Here is an 18,532-nt window from a genome sequence, read left to right as displayed (position 1 = left end):
GCCGTCCCTATGGACGGCTGAATACGTGATAAGCTTCGCTTCACCTGGCCGGATACCCGTATGGCAGATAACGATAGCGACCAGGAAAAGACTGAAGAGGCCACGCCCAGGCGAAAAGAGAAAGCCCGTGAAGAAGGTCAGGTTGCCCGTTCTCGCGAGTTAAATACGTTTTTGCTGCTGCTGGGCGGTGTGATTGGCCTCTATAGCATGGGCAAGATGCTCTACGACCAGCTGGGTGCGGTGATGGAGCAGGCGTTCCTGTTTGAGCGCCGCCAAGCAATGGAAAGTACGCCGATGTTGGTCAATGCGCTGGATCTTGGGCAGCGCACGCTATTTGCCATGATGCCGCTGTTTTTACTGTTAGCCGTGATTGCATTGGTAGCCCCTGGTTTGATGGGAGGCTGGCTGATATCGGGTAAATCGATGCAGCCCAAGTTTTCAAAGCTAAACCCTATTAAGGGTGTAAAGCGTATTTTCTCTACCCAGGCACTGATCGAATTGGCCAAAGCGATTGCCAAGTCGGTTCTGGTAGGGGGTGTCGCTGCAACGTTTTTGTATTTCAACATCGGCAAATTTATGGCGCTAATGGATCAGCCTATCCAGCAAGCGCTGACCAACGCTCTAACCATGGCGGCTCAGGCGGCTGGGCTCATGGTGCTGGTGTTGATCGTGGTTATTTTGATCGATGTCCCTTTCCAGCTCTGGGACAATGCAAAGAAGCTGCGCATGACTCAGGAAGAGGTTAAGCGTGAGCACAAAGAGTCTGAAGGCGACCCGCATGTGAAAGCGCGCATTCGCCAGCAGCAGCAGGCCATGGCGCGGGGCAGGATGATGAGCAAAGTGCCCGAGGCCGACGTCATCATTACCAACCCCACGCACTACGCGATAGCACTGTCTTATCAGGAAGGCAGCATGGGCGCGCCACGGCTGGTGGCAAAAGGCGCCGACGCAGTGGCTGCGCGCATTCGCGAAATTGGTGAAGAGGCAGGCGTACCTCGCTTACAGGCAGCACCATTGGCGCGGGCCCTGTATCATCACGTGGATCTAGATGCGGAGGTGCCTGCCGAGCTGTATACCGCGGTAGCGGAAGTAATGGCCTGGGCCTATCGCCTCAAGCAAGTAGCAAAACAAGGAGGCGAGGTGCCCCCAACCCCCGATAACCTGCCGGTACCACCGGAGATGGAAAGCCCCGGGCATGGCGCCGGTGGTAATGAGGCGCAACCATGAAAGGCTTGAGTCAGCTAGTAGGTCGGCGCGACTGGATGAGTGATGTGCGCATGAAGCTGCTGGTCGGGCCGCTGCTCATCCTCATGATCTTGGGCATGATGATTGTGCCCTTGCCCCCCTTCGCCCTGGATTTACTCTTTACCTTCAATATCGCGCTGGCCATTATGGTGTTAATGGTCAGCATGTTTACGCAGAAGCCGCTGGACTTTGCGGCGTTCCCTGCTGTGCTGCTATTTACCACGCTGCTCCGCCTGTCGCTCAATGTGGCCTCTACCCGGGTGGTGCTCATGGAAGGCCACCAAGGCGGTGCGTCCGCGGGTAAGGTCATTGAAGCGTTCGGGGCGTTCCTGGTCGGCGGCAATTTCGCTGTGGGCCTAGTGGTCTTCCTGATTCTCGTTATCATCAACTTTATGGTGATCACCAAAGGTGCTGGCCGTATTGCCGAAGTGGGTGCGCGCTTTACCCTGGATGCGATGCCCGGTAAGCAGATGGCGATTGATGCCGATCTGAACGCTGGCTTAATTGGCGAAGAAGACGCCAAAAAGCGTCGCGCGGAGGTCTCACAAGAAGCTGATTTCTTTGGTTCGATGGACGGCGCTAGTAAGTTTGTCCGCGGTGATGCCATTGCCGGTTTGGTGATCATGGTGGTCAACATCATCGGCGGGCTGATGATTGGTATGCTACAGCACGATATGAGCTTTGGCGCGGCAGGCCAAACCTATATGCTGCTGGCGATTGGTGATGGTCTGGTGGCGCAAATCCCGGCTTTGGTAATCTCCACCGCAGCCGGTGTCACGGTATCCAGGGTCAGCATGGATACGAACGAAGATATCGGCCAGCAAATGCTTAGCCAATTGTTCGTTAATCCTCAGGTACTGATTTTGGCTGCCGTGGTGATGGGCATGCTGGGTATGGTACCCGGCATGCCCAATTTCGTATTCCTATTCTTTACTGCGCTACTGGCTGGCCTGGCGTGGCTGTTATCGCGCCAAAAAGAAAAGGCGTTGGTTCAGGAGGAAATTGCCGCGGCACCGGTACCTCTACAGGAGACACCTGAAGCGAGTTGGGAAGACGTGCAACTGGTCGATACTCTGGGCCTGGAGGTGGGGCACCGCTTAATACCGCTGGTCGACTCGCGTCAAAAAGGCGAGCTGCTTGGGCGGATTAAAAGTGTGCGTAAAAAGTTTGCCCAAGAAGTGGGCTTCTTGCCGCCGGTGGTGCATATCCGCGATAATTTGGAGCTGCCGCCCAACGCCTATGTCCTCTCCATGAAAGGCGCCGAGATTGGCCGTGCCGAGGCGCAGCCGGGCAAGTGGCTGGCAATTAATCCAGGCCAGGTCTCCGGCGAGCTGCAGGGTTCTCATACCCAGGATCCCGCCTTTGGTTTGCCCGCGGTCTGGATTGATAGTAATCAGCGTGAACATGCCCAGGTGTATGGCTACACCGTGGTGGACGCCAGCACCGTCATCGCGACCCACTTGAACCACCTGTTACACCGCCACTCACCCGAGATGTTGGGTCGTCAGGAAGTGCAGAAGTTGCTGGATAAAATGGGCGATGATCAGAAAGCACTGGTCGAAGAGGTGATCCCCAAGGCTATTTCGCTGACGGTGCTGCAGCGTATTTTGCAAAACCTGCTCGACGAAGATGTCTCTATCCGCGATATGCGCACTATTCTGGATACCTTGGCGGAGTACGCCACCCAGCAAAAAGATCCTAACGAGTTGACGGCGCTAGTGCGTGTTTCGCTGGGGCGGGCGATTGTCCAACAGTGGTTTGCAGGTCAGGAGACGCTGAATGTCATGGGGCTAGATGCCCAACTGGAGCAGGTGCTGGTACAGGCCATGAACGGCAACGGCGCCATGGAACCAGGTTTGGCAGAGACACTGATGACCCAGGCGCAGCAGGCGCTGGAGGGTCATGAAAGCTCTGGCGAGCCGCCGGTGTTGGTGGTGCAGCACTCGCTGCGAGCGGTGCTGTCGCGTTTCTTACGCCGCCGTCTACGCCATATGTCCGTATTGTCCCAGGCTGAAATTCCCGATGACCGCACATTAAGAGTGACCACCGTCGTCGGCGGACGTTAATGATGACGCGCCGTGATAGGCTAGCGTCGACCATTTCCAGAATAGGCAAAAGGTAAATCATGAGCGTTAGACGTTTCGTGGGAGCCAACAGTCGTGATGTGATGCGCCAAGTGCGCGAAACGCTCGGTGAAGACGCCTTGATTGTTGCTAATCGGCGTACCGAAGGGGGCGTTGAAATTTTGGCCATGGCGGACGAAGCCATTGATCACTTTGAACCTTCACCGGAACCCGCCCCCCCCGAAACGCCGGAAGCAACTCCACCGCAAGACCCCATGCAGGCGATGAGCGAGCGCTTACTGCGCGAAATGCAGGATATGCGAGCGCTGCTGGCAAACAGCCAGCCAGCCAACAACGCCGCCCAAACGCCAACAGCTCCCACCGGAACGGCGGCGCGGCTGCGCCAACTGCTATGGAACGTCGGTTTTAGCAGTGAGCTCGCCGATGAGCTGCTGGCCGGATTGCCCGAACCACTAGCCGGGTTAGCTGGCGATAGCGAAGCGCCACTGCAGTGGCTGCGTCAGCAATTAATGGATCGCCTCTGCGTACTGAGCGATGAGGCAAGCTTTTTTGATCAAACCGGTATTGTTGCCCTGGTGGGGCCGACGGGGGTGGGCAAAACCACCACCACCGCCAAGCTAGCCGCGCGTTTTGTGATGCGCCACGGCACGCGCCCAGTGGCGCTGGTCACCACCGACAGCTTCCGGATTGGTGCCCACGAGCAACTGCGCATCTATGCGCGTCTTCTGGATACCCCGATGTACGCGCTGGATGCCGAGCAACCCATCGACGATTTGCTGGGCCGCCTGCAGGGCAAGCAGTGGGTGATTATCGATACCGTGGGTATGAGTCAGCGTGACCAGCGGGTGATTGAACAGATTGCTCACCTCCAGGGCGGACGCTCGCGGGTGCGTTTGGTACTGCTGCTGAATGCCGCCAGCCAGCCGGAAACCCTTGAGGAAGTCGTAATGCGCTACCGCCAGGCCGCGCGAGCGGCGGGCGCAGAGTTAGATGACTGCATTATTACCAAACAGGATGAGGCGGGACGTCTGGCGCCGGTGTTAGACATTATTATGCGTCACGGAATGCGCGTGCTGTTTGGTTCAAATGGTCAGCAGGTACCCGAAGATATGGCCATTGCCGCCCCTGCTGCGCTAGTGGATCAAGCGCTGAGCACGGCGACGCCACAGCGTGAACGGGCACAAAGTGCTGATGCCCCTATGGGGATGCCGCGCTGGTCGCGGGATGTACTGGGCCAAGGGCGTCGTTTGTCGTCGCTACTGGCACGGCTGCGCCAGCGCGTCACCGGATTTGCGGAATTAGAAGAAATCTGGAACCTAGCTTCGCTGCCGAGTAGTGTGCAGGAAGAGCGTTTGGACACGCTGCTCGCCAGCTACCCAAAGGCGGAAACCACCCTCGGTATGGCGTGGTCAGCGCGGCGTAACGAACGCGGTTGCGACTGGGCAATGCCGGACATTGGGCTGGACACCGATGGCGCGTGGTTGGCGCTACCCTGGCTGCAGCACCGCCACGCCGCGGGGTGGCAGCCGCGTTTAGCCGCACTGTCTGTATCAAGCGGCGTGGCGGTGCACTTACTACCGCGCTTTCCCGAATCGGATGCGCTTGCGTGGCTGGAAGCCGAACATTTGACCTGGGTCAGTCAAGTAGCCCCCAGTCATCGGGTACGCTTCCACCACGAGCGCCAGACTATCCGCCAGCTGTTTAATGACAGTGTGCTAACGCATCATGTGGGCGTGCGTTTTCGTGGCCAATCGGTGCAGCTTTGGACTGCCTACGCTGAAGTTGAGGACGCCAGTGGCTGTGCTCTGCTCGCCTGGTACGGGGAAGTGCGCGATCCGGAAAGTGCCAAAGTGGTGGTGCGCCGCTACTGGCTTACCCCAGCTCGGTTGGGAGCAGAGGTGCTCTCGCTGCTGTTAACCCAGCTGCAAAGCGAAGGCTTGTCCGCCTTGACGCGTCGTGCGTGGCAGCAGTTAAAAGAGGCCGATAGCGGAGATCTCAATGCCGAAGTTCGCCTATTGATGGCCAGCGGTGTGGCATCAGTCGCCGGGCATCTCGATGTCGCCGATGATGAGGAAGCGCAGACGTTGCGTGGCGATCTACTCAACCTATTAGGCACCAGCCGCCGTCGCCGTGATACCGGCATGCTTGATGCGCTGGTATACGCCTTTATGGCGCGGGATGCGATTCGCCAAATGGGCAGTGTTAGTCGAGAGGGTGTGGCGTGAGCGAACAAGATCAAGCCTCGGGGCTGCGCAAGTGGGCAAACCTGCAGCGCCAACAGCAGCAGGCTGAGGGTGCAGTTGAAGTTGCAGCGGCAGAGCATGTGCCCGAACAGTCCTCCTCCTTATTAACACCAACGGTAGCAGCGGTGGAAGAGCCAGCGACGATGGCACTTCCCAAGCCCAAAATGCCGCTTATTGTGGTCGGTCTGCCCGGTAGCGGCGCTCCCCAGGTGAACAAAGTCAAAGCGCGTCTGGGGCAGTGGTCAATGCTAGGTCGAAGCTGGGCCGGTGACCCTGATGACTGGGATATTCGCATCGTCATGGCGGAATCTTCCGACCTTGCTCAGTTGCGCGATCAATACAGCCGTTGGGCGCTGTGGATCAGTAGCGATGCCGATACCTTCGCTGATATGTTTAGTACGCTGCGTCAGCTGCATGAGCGTGGCGGGCCTCGTCGGTTGCTGGCGCTGCATGAACCGCACTTGCCGCGCCAAGGGTTGCTCGATAACTTGCGCCAGGCCGCTGGTTACTACTTAAATATGGAGTTACTGGTACTTGCACGATGAGTACACTCTGCCAAGGAGACCAAGCATGCTAAGCTGGCCATTAAGAGGGAGGCTGCTGCTGATTGCATTACTGCTGGCAGGGTGCCTGCTAGCAGGGTTAACGGGGAGTGCCCAGGCGGCATCCGGTAGTTGGAGTAGCCAGATACCTGGGCTGATGGTGGCGATGAGTGATCGGGCAAGCGCTAGTCAAAACGCCACTCCCCCCGCTGCCGCTAATAACTTGCAGTCGGGGCAGCTCGAACGTATTCAGTGGCAGTTTCAATACCCCCCAGGTGTGCAATTAAACGCTTGGTTGTGCCATCCTGAACAGTGCGTTGCGTTAACCGGTATGCGAGGTTCTACCACCGAACTCGCGGGGCGGGACGCTGATGCGCCGTTGCATTTTCGCTTCGCCTTACGACCAGGCCAGCGGCCTGTACGTGTGCAGGAGTTGCAAATGATTGTGAACTATCAGTGAAGGCTGGATAGCCGCGAGGCGATAGGATGTACACAGCACAAGGCAGGATTAAACAGAGTGAGCTGTTGACGCAATACATGCCGCTGGTGCGACGTCAGGCCTTGACGCTTCAGGTCCGTTTGCCAGCCAGCATTGAGCTTGATGACCTTATTCAGGCCGGGATGGTAGGACTGCTGGAAGCATTGGGACGCTTCGATGCCACCCAGGGCGCGACGTTCGCGACCTTTGCCAGTCAACGTATTCGCGGCGCGATGATGGATGAGTTACGTACCCGCGACTGGCTGCCCCGCAGCGTGCGCCGTTCAGCGCGTGCGGTTGACAGCGCCGTTCGCCAATTAGAGCAGCAGCTAGGGCGAGCACCGGAAGAGAACGAAATTGCTCACCACCTTGATATGCCGCTGAGTGAGTACCAGCAGCTCCTCAATGACACTAACAGCGGCCAACTGTTGCCGTTTGAGGAGCTGGTAGCCGACGGCGGTGAGCCTGTCAGTAATGAACTGGGCGCTTCACCGTTCGATCAGTTGCTTGATGGTCAGCAGCGACAAACGCTGATTGACGCGATTGAAGCGCTGCCGGAGCGTGAAAAGCTGCTAATGGCGCTGTACTACCAAGAAGAACTCAACCTCAAGGAAGTAGGAGCTGTGTTGGGCGTAACGGAGTCACGCGTTTCTCAACTACACAGCCAAGCCGTAAGCCGTTTACGCGCGCGCTTACACGATTCGGCATAACACCTCATTTTACTTACTTGTGACCGGCAAGGAGCCGTGAATGAATCCTTCGACGCTGATAGGCATATTTGCCAGCATACTGCTGCTGGTAAGTGTGCTTTTTCTCACTGCAGAGTCCCCAGAGAGTTTTATCAATTTGCCGGGTTTGGCCATCGTGGTGACCGGTACACTTGCCGCTACCTTTATTAGCTATCCGCTGAAAGAAGTGGTGCGGGTCGTGCGGTTGGTGGGCTTGGTGTTTCGGCGTGAAAATACCTATATGCGTGACGATATCCGCGAATTAGTCGATATGTCGCGGCTGTGGTTTAAGGGCGATGTGCGCGCCGTCGAGCGCGAGTTGGAGCATACCCGCAATCCTTTTTTACGTACCGGGATTCAACTGGTGATTGCCAACACCAAAGAGGATGAAATTTTTGACATGCTACGCTGGCGCATTGCCCGCCTTAAAGCGCGTGAGCATGCTGAAGCACAAATATTTCGCACCATGGCCACCTATGCACCTGCGTTTGGCATGATTGGCACCCTGGTAGGGCTGGTCAACATGCTGGAAGTCATGGATGCTGGCGACCTGCAGGTGATTGGCCCGCGCATGGCGGTCGCATTGCTCACCACTTTTTACGGTATTTTACTTGCCAACTTAGTGTTTAAGCCGATTGCGGTGAAACTAGAGCGCCGCACGGAAGAGCGGCTGATTACCATGAATATGGTGCTGGAAGGTATTTCTTTGATTACCAAGCGTCGTCTGCCGTCGTTTATTGAAGAAACCCTCAACTCGTTTGTGGCTAACTACCACGATGAAATTCGTGATAACAGCGTCAAACCAAGACCTGACTCGTCGGTTAGTTCGGCGGCGAAGGGGTAGGCCAGATGCTCGACCGTGATACGCGCCACGCGCTGGAAATGACGCCGTCGCCTGGCGATGGCGATGATGGTTGGCTAACCAGCTATTTGGATGTACTGACGCTGCTAATCACGCTCTTCGTGCTGCTGCTTTCACTGACACCGCCGGGCGGCGGTGAAGCGGCTGATACTGCTTTCATGCGTTCAGCCAGCGCTGTATCATCACTGCCCTTGGCGTCTCTGGCCACCGGTATACAGCCCCGTCATGCAGGGCTGCAGCCGCAGTTTGATGGCCTCAGCATCCCCGGGGTCAGCGTTTCGCAAGGCCGCGAAGGGGTTACGCTACGCATTGATACCAGTCTTTTATTTCCTAGCGGCCAAGCTGTGCTGACTTCCAGTGGGCAAGATGTGGTAGAAAGTCTTATCGATGTGCTGACCAGCTTTGACGGCCAGATATCGGTAGAGGGCCATACCGACAGCGTGCCTATTTCAACGGCCCGTTTCCCCTCTAATTGGGAGCTTTCTTCAGCGCGGGCTATCGCTGTGGTGAGGCATTTAGAGCGCCAAGGGTTCAATATTTCACGTATGCGGGCCGTCGGTTATGCCGACACCCAACCCATGGAACCGAACGCAACCGCGGATGGGCGAGCTGCCAACCGTCGCGTAGAGCTGTTGCTAAGGCAGCAGGTCGAGGGTGAATAGATTGCGAGGCCACGTTTGTGTCCATGTACCACCCGCGATTGCAGTCATTTGGTGCCCTGCTGGTATTAGATGCCGATTGTCGACGCATTCAAACCACTAGCACTAACTTAACCCGCTTGACCGGTATTGAGCGCCCTGAAAATGGGCAGTTCACCCTTGCCTGTGTGTTGGGGAAACGGCTTAGTCAGCGAGTACGTCGTGAACTGCAGGGGCAGCAGCGGCTCCCGGGCCCGCTAGTGTTTAATCGCTCCAAACACAGTAACGGGCGTTTTCAGCTCCACGCTTACCGAGCGGGTGAGCAGGTTATCGTCGAGATTGAGCCACTCAATCCCCTGGGTAAGCGCCGCCTGCTGGGTACTGTGAATGAGCGGCTGATGCACTTAGCAGAAGCGACGCATCAGGAAGAGCTGCTTGATGCTTTGGTTAACGCGATTCAACAACTTACCGGTCATGAGCGCGTCAGTGTGTGTCATTTTGATAGCGATTGGCATGGTTTGATGGTCGCCGAAGCGCTGGGAAAACAGCTGCCCTCGCTGTTGGGCCAGCGCTTTCCCGCCAGTGACTTTCCTGTTGCCTTGCGCAAAAGTTACCAGAATTACCCCGTGCGGTTAATTGAAGACGTCGATGCGCCCCCTGAAACGCTAATGCCCGCTTGCCCAAAAACGCGCCTTAACGGGTGTTTTTTACGTGCACCTGCCCCGGAGCGACAGCGCTATTTAAACCGTTTGGGGGTGCGCGGCTCACTTAGTTTGGCAATCCAGGGAGATACCGGCATATGGGGGCTAGTGTTTTGCCACTCGGTAACGCCGCACTCGGTTGAGCCCCCCTTGCGAGATGCCGTTCGCACTCTCGTGCAAATGGCCACCCAGCGCATGCTGTTGCTGCGGGCGCGTCAAGAAGCCCGTTACTTGCAGCGGGTTCAGGATAGCCTGGTACTCAGTGCACGAGCGCGCAGCGAGCCGCAAAGCCCCCAGCAAATGCTGCATGAGCAGGCGGCTATCTGGATGAAGCTGTTTCGCGCCCATGGCGTGGTGCTATGGATGAATGGTGGCGCTTATCAAGCGGGCATGACGCCGCCCCCAGAAGCGATTAGCCAGTTTGTGCTGCGTCTGGAAAGAGCCCATGTGCATAGCGGCCCTTGGTGCACGCGCGAAATTGCCAAAGAGACGTTAACCTGTTCGCTAGATATGCCCGAACAGTGCGGGGCTCTAGCTGTGCCGCTGCCGATGAACTCAACCCAGCGCGCCTGGCTGATTTTTTTTCGGCCCGAGCAGGTGGAAACACTGTATTGGGCGATGCAACCCACTACCAGCCCACATCCGGCGTCGAGAGCGGCTCCCTCGACCGCCTGGCAGGAAGAGGTAGTGGGTAAGAGCGAAGCGTGGCAACGGGTAGAGCGCTTAGCAGCGGTAGACTTGGGTGAAGATCTGACGCTGGCGATTTCCGCCTATGAAATTAGCTCATTAAATAGACATTTGGAGCACGAGCGCAAAGCCCTGGCTGAGGCCAACCAGCGACTCGAGCAACTGGCTCATTTTGATCCGCTAACCAAGGTGTGGAACCGCTACCGAATCGAAGAAGCGATCAATGCAGAGCTAGTGGCTGCCAAACGCTACGCGGCTGCCTTTGCGTTATTATTGTTCGACGTGGATAACTTTAAGCAGATCAACGATGCCCACGGCCATAGCGTGGGTGACGATGTGCTGGTGGCCCTAGCACGCTTAGTGGAAAGCTCGCTGCGTGGCTGCGACCACTTGGGGCGCTGGGGCGGCGAAGAGTTTATTGTGCTGGCGACTCATTCCGATGTTGACGCTGCCTTCGGCTTGGCCGAGCGGCTGCGCTCGCTGGTAGCAGAGTTGCGTATAGAGGGGCTTGAGCAGACGATTACAGTGAGTATCGGTGTCGCCGTTTGGCAGGCCGACGACAGTTGCAAAACTATTATCTCACGGGCCGACGATGCTATGTATCGCGCTAAGCATGGTGGACGCAACCGCGTTGAAATGGCGCTAGAGCCTGTGGAGCTGATTTAATAATTCACATCTTAGTGGGTGCCACTACCATCACACTGGCCGAGCATCCGGTTAATCGCCGCGTCGGCGCCTTGCAGGCTAAAGGTCATATACCAAGGCTCACGTTCTTCCTGATTAAAGCCGAGGAATAATTGCTCGCCCTGGCGCATGTCGGCCATCAGGGATTCCAAATCAGTTAAGTAAAAGTGGGCATAAAACCCGTCATCGCCGCGCTCGGTAATAAACTCCGCCATAGTGTCGATAACGGGCTGCTCATCGATGCGCAGCCGGGTGGGCACCAGGTTTACTGTACGGCTCTCTCCCTGCTGCTGCTCAAGAGTGACGCGCATCTCCAACCAGGGTAAATCGCAAACTCCCGAGGTAGCATTCAGACTCAGCGTAGCGTCGGAGTAACTGTGGGTTTCCACCGCACGGTAGTGGCGTTCGCCCCCCAGCGAGAGGGTCATTGACTGCCAATGTTCGTGGGTGGCCACATCGTCGGTATTAAACGTGGCCGCGTTCGCAACGGGCGTAGTGACCATCCAAATGGTCGCTATCGCCATAACGGTTAGCGTGAGCGTGCAAAGAGATTGGGAGTGAGAGCGCAGAGAGTGAATTGCGGACATGATCAAAGCCATTTAACTCAACCCGTTTTTATTAACAAAAGGACAGTCTATAGCGTGTTTGAGGTTGGCTAAATAGTAACGCGCTGATTTTTCTATATATGGTAGAAGTTTTTAAAAAAAGTGCCTCATATGGTGTAAAGTCAAGGCTATACTTCACTCCGATGCCACGTATAATCGCCCCATTTGAGCGCTATATTCACCCCGTTGTGAAGGAGTTTTGCGACATGAGCACCGCTGCTAAGGCTATGAAGACCTCTAATGATGTCCCGATGCAGGCCCCCTCGCGGGAGATATGGGATGCCAAGTACCGTCTCAAGGATCGTCATAGCCAACCCGTTGATCAGGACGTCGGTGCTACGTTTGAACGGGTTGCGCGCGCCCTGGCAGCGGTTGAAGGTGATAAAGCGGAAGAGTGGTTGCCCAAATTCCGTTGGGCACTGGAAAATGGTGCCATACCTGCCGGCCGTATTCTCTCCAACGCGGGCGCTGAGGCCTACAAGCCTGCGGTAAGCCTGATTAATTGCACCGTCTCACGTACGATTCGCGACTCTATGCGCGATATTCTCGACTCGGTTGTCGATGCGGGCATGACGTTGAAATCCGGGGCCGGTATCGGCTACGACTTCTCTACGTTGCGCCATAAGGGCGCGTTCGTCTTCGGCGCTGGCGCGGGCACTAACGGCCCGCTGGCGTTTATGGATATCTACGACAAGATGTGTTTTACCGTGGCCTCTGCCGGTGGACGTCGTGGCGCCCAGATGGGTACCTTTGATGTGGGCCACCCGGACGTGCGCGAGTTTATTCAGGCTAAGCGCGAGGCGGGACGGCTGCGTCAGTTTAACCTCTCGTTGCTGATCACCGATGAGTTTATGGAAGCGGTGAAAAACAATTCCGACTGGCCGCTGGCTTTTCCGTTGCACCCCGGTGAGAAAGAGGACGTTAAAGCGGAAGACCTGATCTACCGCGACTGGCCGGTGGTTGAAGAGGGCTATACGGTAGATGCCGAAGGCCGCGTGGCCTGCCGCATTGTTGAAGTGATCAAAGCGCGGGAATTGTGGGACACCATTATGTCCTCCACCTACGACTACGCCGAGCCGGGCTTTATCCTGATCGACCAAGTTAACCGCATGAACAATAACTGGTTCTGCGAGGATATTCGCGCTACCAACCCTTGTGGTGAACAGCCACTGCCACCAGAAGGTGCCTGCCTGCTGGGGTCTGTAAACCTGACCAAATTCGTGATCGATCCCTTCGCTGCCGAGCCGCGCTTTGACTGGGAGCGCTATCGCAAAGTGGTCTCGATCTTTACTCGTATGCTCGACAACGTGGTCGAGATTGCCGGTCTGCCGCTACCCCAGCAGCAGCGCGAAATTGAAGCTAAGCGCCGCCACGGCATGGGCTTTTTGGGTTTGGGGTCAACGCTCACCATGCTCAAAATCCCCTATGGCTCCAAGCAGTCGCTGGTATTCACCGATGAGGTAAGCCGTCACTTGGCCATTGAGGGGTGGAAGCAGGCGCTGGAGCTTTCGTTAGAGAAAGGCATGGCGCCAGTGCTTGAACAGGAGCACACCATTACCCCAAAAATGCTCCGCGAGCGGCCACAGCTGGCCAAAGATGGCTACGAAGTAGGCGATCAAGTGCCGGGGCGTATCCTGCACGCTCGCTACAGCCAGTACATGGCCCAAGTGGCCCAGCTTGAGCCGGAGCTGGTGGCCCAGCTGGCCGAGCACGGTGCGCGCTTTACCCACCACAGCTCGATTGCACCGACAGGCACCATTAGCCTTTCAATGGGTAATAATGCCTCCAACGGCATTGAGCCATCCTTCTCGCACCGCTACTTCCGCAATATTATCCAGTCGGGTAAGAAGACCAAAGAGCAAGTCGAGGTCGTCTCTTTTGAATTAGCGGCTTACCGTCACTTTATCGCATCTGATGCGGTGGACGGGGACCTGCCTGACTACTTTGTCACCGCCGATGCGATTTCGCCCGAACAGCACGTTGCGGTTCAGGCCGCGGCGCAACATTGGGTTGATTCGGCGATCTCAAAAACGGTCAACGTGCCCACTGATTTCCCCTTTGAGCAGTTCCAGGATCTCTATCTGCAAGCGTATGGAAGTCGCTTAAAAGGCTGCACCACTTTCCGCTTTAACCCTGAAGCCTTCCAAGGCGTGCTGGTGCGCGAGGATGATCTTAAAAACACCACCTACGTGTTTGAGCTGGAAAATGGCGAAACCCTCGAGCTAACCGGGGATGAGACGGTGATATACGACGGTGAAGAGCATAATGCTGCTAACCTGTTTGATGGCTTAAAAGAGGGCACCTACGGCAAATGGTAGTGGCGGGCGGCGCCTTTACTATCAGCGTTCATCTAAAGAACCGCCCGACTACCTTTGCTAAGTGGAGAACACCATGGCTGTAGAAATTACTTCAAAAATAGTTGGTTACCGTATCAAGCAGCAGGAGCAGGCAGCGCCCACTCCTGAGCTGCAGGATGAAGACCCGTTGACGGTGCGCATTCCTTCCCGCCCGGAAGGCACTTTAGAAGCAGTGTCTGAAAAGATCTCTTACGTAGGCGCGGAAGGGCGCAAAAAAGTTTATCTGCTGGTGTCGTTTATGCCGGTGGAAGGCGTGATTGGCAGTAAGCGCGTGGTGATTGAGCGCCCGGTAGAGTTCTTTTTCCCGTCGGGGCAACTCTCCAGTGAGCACCAGTGGATCACCGCGACTATGCGCAGCCTTTCGCTGGCGGCCCGCGGCGGTTATGTCACTCAGGCGGTAGCGGATCTGCGTAAGGTGGCCTGGGATAAAGGCTTGGTGCGCTGTGGTATGAACCGCTGGAACAAGCCGATGTTTCACGATTCAGAAGTGGCGGCGATTGCTTGGTCGATCCAGCAGATTCTCTATCGTCGCGGCTTCTTGGATCGGGATGGCAATCAAGTGTCGGTTGAGCAGTTGGTCGAGCGCTATGCCCACCGCATGGCCCATGGCCATGCTTGGCAGCCGGAGGAAGAGGCCGCCGGGGCAGTAGAGCCTATTGGCGGAGCGCCGTCAGCGCCAAAAAAGCCTGAAGGCAGCGGCCCTGCCACGGTAGGTAACTGCCCCGAGTGTCGTGGTGAGCTGATCATGATGGATGGTTGCCCCACCTGCTACGCAGGCTGCGGCTGGTCCAAGTGCGGTTAAGCTAGACAAAGCCTCTGGCTCATAAAAACCGCGTGCTCAGTAGCACGCGGTTTTTTTATGCAGGCTCGTCTACCGTATGGTTAGTCGCCGAACAGTGGCCGAACGTTGTCAGTGAGGTAGCAGTCATCAAATTGACCTTCGGCACATAGCGCTGATAAGTCAGGAATCGTTAAGTGGTGACGGTCACGAAATACTAAATTATCTTCGCTAAGCGCGGTAAAGGTACGGCTAACGTGTACCGGACTCAGCCCCAGCACATCGGCCAACTGCTCTTGAGAGAGCGGTAGGCGGAATTGATTGGTAAGATCCGGGTTGGTTTGACGCAGCCGTAGGTACATCTCGTAAAGAAAATGCGCCGTTTTTTGACGGGCGCTGCGTCTCGCTAAATTAACCAGCCGCTCCGTCATTAACGCCTGCTGGCGGCTACCGATAGCAAACATCACCGAGGTAAGCGGCAACGACTGGCGAAATATCTCTAGCATGCACTTATGCGGAAAGTGACAAACCACACCGTCATCAATCATGCGCACACTCTCAAGGCGCTGCGAAAAAGCAAACTCGCGCAGACCAATAATATCGCCAGGCAAAAACACTTCGAGAATTTGCCGATCGCCGTTTTCTTGATTTCTGTAGGAGTAAGCCCAGCCGCTTTTCAGTGTGCAAAATTCATTGGCCGGGTCGCCCATCTCCCAGAGTAATGAGCCCGATTTAACATCAGAGGGGCTTTCCTCAAGCGAGAGGAGCAGTTTTTTCTCCCCTTCAGTCAACGAACAGTAGTGACTGAAGTGCTTAATAATACAGCTTTTTTCTTCATTCATGACTCGTCCCTATAGCAGAGGTTTGCATAGTACTTCGAGTTTTTGTCTGCCTGCCACTATAAGCAGTATGGTCGTGGTCTGTGCTGTCGAATGTGTATAGCGGGGAGCTGGTTTAGACGGGGCACGCGTACGCGCCCCATCACAGCCCCAAATATTAGCGCTTCGTTGTGCGTTTGCCGCGTGCCAGTAGAGGCGCTAAGAAACGACCAGTGTGCGATACGTCCTGTTTGGCGATCTGTTCCGGCGTACCTTCAGCAATGATCTGCCCACCGCCGGAACCCCCTTCAGGGCCGAGATCGACAATCCAATCCGCCGTTTTAATCACATCCAAGTTGTGCTCAATCACCACGATGGTATTGCCATGATCCCGCAGGCGGTGGAGTACCGTTAGCAGTTGGCGAATATCTTCAAAATGCAGCCCGGTGGTGGGCTCATCAAGAATATACAGCGTCTTGCCGGTATCGCGTTTGGCCAATTCGCGGGCAAGCTTAACCCGCTGCGCTTCACCACCAGAAAGGGTGGTGGCGCTCTGCCCCAAGCGAATGTAGGAAAGGCCTACGTCTAGCAAGGTTTGCAGGCGACGTGCAATGGCGGGCACTGGGCTAAAGAATTCCAGGGCGTCTTCCACCGTCATGGCCAGCACTTCGTGGATGGTTTTACCCTTGTAATGAATATCCAGGGTTTCGCGGTTATAGCGCTTGCCCTTACACACGTCGCAGGGCACGTAGATATCGGGCAGGAAGTGCATCTCCACCTTGATCATGCCTTCGCCCTGGCAGGCCTCGCAGCGCCCACCCTTAACGTTAAAGCTGAAACGGCCCGGCTTATAGCCCCGGGAACGGGCTTCCTGGGTGCCCGCAAACAGCTCGCGAATCGGTGTAAAAATACCCGTATAGGTAGCCGGGTTGGAGCGCGGCGTGCGGCCAATCGGGCTCTGATCGATATCGATGACTTTATCGAGTTGGTCGAGCCCTTCGATCTTCTCATAGGGCGCGGCGGTCAGCGTGGTGGCACGGTTCAATTCGCGGGCCGCAATTGGCATCAAGGTGCCGTTGATCAGCGTCGATTTACCCGAGCCGGAAACGCCGGTAATGGCGATAAATAGACCCAGCGGCAGGCTAAGCGTTACGTTCTGCAGGTTATTGCCGGTAGCCCCACGCACAATCAGCTGCTTTTCTGGATTGCCGGGAATGCGGTAGGGCGGCACGGCGATTTCCCGGGTACCCGATAAGTATTGGCCGGTCAGCGAGTTGGGGTTGTTCATCACGTCTTGCGGGGTGCCCTGGGCGACAATTTCACCGCCGTGAACGCCTGCGCCTGGGCCGATATCCAGTACGTGATCGGCGGCGCGAATGGCGTCTTCGTCGTGCTCTACCACAATCACGGTATTGCCCAAATCGCGCAGCCGCTCAAGGGTTTTCAGCAGCCGGTCATTGTCGCGTTGGTGCAGACCAATCGACGGCTCATCAAGGATGTACATGACCCCGACCAAGCCCGCGCCAATCTGACTGGCCAAGCGAATACGCTGGGCTTCACCGCCGGAGAGCGTGTCGGCGCTACGCTCCAGGTTAAGGTAATCGAGCCCCACATTGACTAAGAACTCTAGCCGGGCGTGGATCTCGTGGACGATTTTATCGGCAATTTCACCTTTGCGTCCTGGCAGGCTTAGGTCGGCAAAGTAGCGCCACGCCTCGCCAATCGGGAAGCGCACAATCTCGGCGATGTTGTGATCGTCCACGTAGACATGGCGCGACTCTTTACGCAGCCGCGAGCCACTACAGGTCGCACAAGGCTGAACGGCGATGTATTTGACCAGGTCATCGCGCACCATATTGGATTCGGTTTCTCGATAGCGGCGCTGCATATTGGGCAACACGCCTTCGAAAGCGTGTTCGCGGGTCACTTTTCGGCCGCGATCACCCACATAGACAAAGGGGATCTGCTCGTCGCCGCTGCCGTTGAGGATAACCTCCCGATCGCGATGGGCGAGCTCTTGCCAGGGCGTTTCCAGTTCAAAGCCGTAGTATTTGGCCAGCGCCTGGAGCTGGGTAAAGTAGTAGATATTGCGCCGGTCCCAGCCTTTGATCACACCTTCCGCCAGGGAGAGTTCCGGGTGGCTGATTAGCTTATCGGGGTCGAAGTACTGCTGTACGCCCAGCCCGTCGCAGGTGGGGCAGGCGCCCGCCGGGTTGTTGAACGAGAACATCCGCGGTTCAAGTTCCGCCAGCGAGTAGCCGCACACCGGGCAGGCAAAGCGCGACGAAAAAGCGATATCGTCGCGCTCACCGTCCATAAAGTGAATCATGGCGGTGCCGTCAGCGAGGTTCAGTGCGGTTTCAAAGGACTCCGCCAAACGTTGGGCAAGGTCATCGCGCACTTTGAAGCGATCAACAACAACGCTGATATCGTGCTTTTTGCGCTTATCCAGCGGTGCGATGTCGTCCAGCTCCAACACTTGGCCATCGACCAGGGCGCGCACAAAGCCCTGGGCACGCAGCTCGGCCAGTAACTGTAAATGTTCGCCTTTGCGGCCTTTGACCACTGGTGCCAGCAGCATCAGCTTGGTGCCTTCGGCGAGGTTCATGACCTGATCGACCATCTGCGAAATGGTCTGAGCTTCTAAGTCTTCGCCATGTTCTGGGCAGCGGGGCGTACCGGCACGGGCAAACAGCAGGCGCAGGTAGTCGTAAATTTCGGTGATGGTGCCCACGGTCGAGCGCGGGTTGTGGGAAGTGGACTTCTGCTCAATGGAGATCGCAGGCGAAAGCCCCTCGATGTGATCCACATCGGGCTTTTCCATCATCGACAGGAACTGGCGCGCATAGGTGGAGAGCGACTCCACGTAGCGGCGCTGCCCCTCGGCATAAAGGGTATCGAACGCTAACGACGATTTACCCGAGCCGGATAGGCCGGTAATCACAATCAGCTTATTACGGGGCAGCTCCACATCGATCTGCTTGAGGTTGTGGGTGCGGGCACCCCTGACCAGAATGCTGTCCATCAACACCTCGAATCGCGCGGCAAAAGCGCGATTATACGTTTGTCGGCCCCCTCCCGG

14 protein-coding genes are annotated in these 18,532 nt (G+C 56.6%); 11 read left to right on the top strand and 3 right to left on the bottom strand.

Going from position 1 to position 18,532, the window contains the following annotated elements; all coding sequences use genetic code 11:
• Positions 1-60 precede the first annotated feature (60 nt).
• From flhB to KUC_RS05100, 9 genes are read left to right on the top strand one after another with little or no spacing between them, the layout of a single operon-like run.
• Positions 61-1,227: a flagellar biosynthesis protein FlhB gene (gene flhB / locus KUC_RS05140; RefSeq protein WP_007112064.1), complete on the top strand. Its 1,167-nt coding sequence runs from the start codon at positions 61-63 to the stop codon at positions 1,225-1,227.
• Entirely contained in the window at positions 1,224-3,311 is a 2,088-nt protein-coding gene (gene flhA, locus KUC_RS05135) for a flagellar biosynthesis protein FlhA (protein ID WP_007112063.1), read from the top strand. The genes flhB and flhA overlap by 4 nt, the downstream gene beginning before the upstream one ends.
• Positions 3,312-3,370: 59 nt before the next feature.
• Positions 3,371-5,554, top strand: coding sequence for a flagellar biosynthesis GTPase FlhF (gene flhF / locus KUC_RS05130; protein WP_040479574.1), 2,184 nt, complete (start codon positions 3,371-3,373; stop codon positions 5,552-5,554).
• Entirely contained in the window at positions 5,551-6,117 is a 567-nt protein-coding gene (locus KUC_RS05125; RefSeq protein ID WP_007112061.1) for a hypothetical protein, read from the top strand. The genes flhF and KUC_RS05125 overlap by 4 nt, the downstream gene beginning before the upstream one ends.
• 25 nt (positions 6,118-6,142) lie before the next feature.
• A complete protein-coding gene (locus KUC_RS05120; protein ID WP_007112060.1) occupies positions 6,143-6,574 on the top strand; it encodes a flagellar protein FlhE in 432 nt (143 codons plus the stop codon).
• A gap of 26 nt (positions 6,575-6,600) precedes the next feature.
• Positions 6,601-7,302, top strand: a complete 702-nt coding sequence (locus tag KUC_RS05115; RefSeq protein WP_007112059.1) for an RNA polymerase sigma factor FliA — start codon at positions 6,601-6,603, stop codon at positions 7,300-7,302.
• Positions 7,303-7,342: 40 nt separating this feature from the next.
• Positions 7,343-8,164, top strand: coding sequence for a motility protein A (locus KUC_RS05110; protein ID WP_007112058.1), 822 nt, complete (start codon positions 7,343-7,345; stop codon positions 8,162-8,164).
• A gap of 5 nt (positions 8,165-8,169) precedes the next feature.
• Positions 8,170-8,844, top strand: a complete 675-nt coding sequence (locus KUC_RS05105) for an OmpA/MotB family protein (protein WP_007112057.1) — start codon at positions 8,170-8,172, stop codon at positions 8,842-8,844.
• A 23-nt stretch (positions 8,845-8,867) separates the two neighbouring features.
• Positions 8,868-10,874 carry a sensor domain-containing diguanylate cyclase gene (locus KUC_RS05100; RefSeq protein WP_007112056.1) on the top strand — a complete coding sequence of 669 codons (2,007 nt, stop codon included), beginning with the start codon at positions 8,868-8,870 and terminating at the stop codon, positions 10,872-10,874.
• A gap of 11 nt (positions 10,875-10,885) precedes the next feature.
• Here the strand turns inward: KUC_RS05100 and KUC_RS05095 are convergent, their stop codons facing one another.
• The gene (locus KUC_RS05095; RefSeq protein ID WP_007112055.1) at positions 10,886-11,491 is read right to left on the bottom strand and encodes a hypothetical protein; all 606 of its coding nucleotides are present in this window, start codon (positions 11,489-11,491) and stop codon (positions 10,886-10,888) included.
• Positions 11,492-11,703: 212 nt separating this feature from the next.
• Between KUC_RS05095 and KUC_RS05090 the strand changes: the two genes are divergently transcribed.
• Both KUC_RS05090 and KUC_RS05085 read left to right on the top strand, forming a co-directional pair.
• Entirely contained in the window at positions 11,704-13,815 is a 2,112-nt protein-coding gene (locus KUC_RS05090) for an adenosylcobalamin-dependent ribonucleoside-diphosphate reductase (protein ID WP_040479568.1), read from the top strand.
• 73 nt (positions 13,816-13,888) lie between these two features.
• Positions 13,889-14,656, top strand: a complete 768-nt coding sequence (locus KUC_RS05085) for a hypothetical protein (protein WP_040479565.1) — start codon at positions 13,889-13,891, stop codon at positions 14,654-14,656.
• Positions 14,657-14,736: 80 nt separating this feature from the next.
• On the opposite strand, the gene KUC_RS05080 is transcribed toward KUC_RS05085, so the two are convergent.
• The gene (locus KUC_RS05080) at positions 14,737-15,474 is read right to left on the bottom strand and encodes a Crp/Fnr family transcriptional regulator (protein ID WP_007112052.1); all 738 of its coding nucleotides are present in this window, start codon (positions 15,472-15,474) and stop codon (positions 14,737-14,739) included.
• Positions 15,475-15,628: 154 nt separating this feature from the next.
• On the bottom strand, positions 15,629-18,475 hold the full coding sequence (uvrA, locus tag KUC_RS05075; protein ID WP_040480285.1) for an excinuclease ABC subunit UvrA: 2,847 nt from the start codon (positions 18,473-18,475) through the stop codon (positions 15,629-15,631).
• Positions 18,476-18,532 lie beyond the last annotated feature (57 nt).

Source organism: Vreelandella boliviensis LC1, from assembly GCF_000236035.1.
GTDB classification, from domain to species: domain Bacteria; phylum Pseudomonadota; class Gammaproteobacteria; order Pseudomonadales; family Halomonadaceae; genus Vreelandella; species Vreelandella boliviensis.
This window is presented reverse-complemented; position numbering and strand designations above follow the sequence as displayed.

Bases quoted from the DNA above. Each gene is read 5' to 3' on its own strand.
- flhA (WP_007112063.1), top strand. From the start codon at position 1,224: ATGAAAGGCTTGAGTCAGCTAGTAGGTCGGCGCGACTGGATGAGTGAT.
- KUC_RS05100 (WP_007112056.1), top strand. From the start codon at position 8,868: ATGTACCACCCGCGATTGCAGTCATTTGGTGCCCTGCTGGTATTAGAT.
- KUC_RS05115 (WP_007112059.1), top strand. From the start codon at position 6,601: ATGTACACAGCACAAGGCAGGATTAAACAGAGTGAGCTGTTGACGCAA.
- KUC_RS05085 (WP_040479565.1), top strand. From the start codon at position 13,889: ATGGCTGTAGAAATTACTTCAAAAATAGTTGGTTACCGTATCAAGCAG.
- flhB (WP_007112064.1), top strand. From the start codon at position 61: ATGGCAGATAACGATAGCGACCAGGAAAAGACTGAAGAGGCCACGCCC.
- KUC_RS05105 (WP_007112057.1), top strand. From the start codon at position 8,170: ATGCTCGACCGTGATACGCGCCACGCGCTGGAAATGACGCCGTCGCCT.
- KUC_RS05110 (WP_007112058.1), top strand. From the start codon at position 7,343: ATGAATCCTTCGACGCTGATAGGCATATTTGCCAGCATACTGCTGCTG.
- uvrA (WP_040480285.1), bottom strand. From the start codon at position 18,475: ATGGACAGCATTCTGGTCAGGGGTGCCCGCACCCACAACCTCAAGCAG.
- KUC_RS05080 (WP_007112052.1), bottom strand. From the start codon at position 15,474: ATGAATGAAGAAAAAAGCTGTATTATTAAGCACTTCAGTCACTACTGT.
- KUC_RS05090 (WP_040479568.1), top strand. From the start codon at position 11,704: ATGAGCACCGCTGCTAAGGCTATGAAGACCTCTAATGATGTCCCGATG.
- KUC_RS05120 (WP_007112060.1), top strand. From the start codon at position 6,143: ATGCTAAGCTGGCCATTAAGAGGGAGGCTGCTGCTGATTGCATTACTG.
- flhF (WP_040479574.1), top strand. From the start codon at position 3,371: ATGAGCGTTAGACGTTTCGTGGGAGCCAACAGTCGTGATGTGATGCGC.
- KUC_RS05095 (WP_007112055.1), bottom strand. From the start codon at position 11,491: ATGGCTTTGATCATGTCCGCAATTCACTCTCTGCGCTCTCACTCCCAA.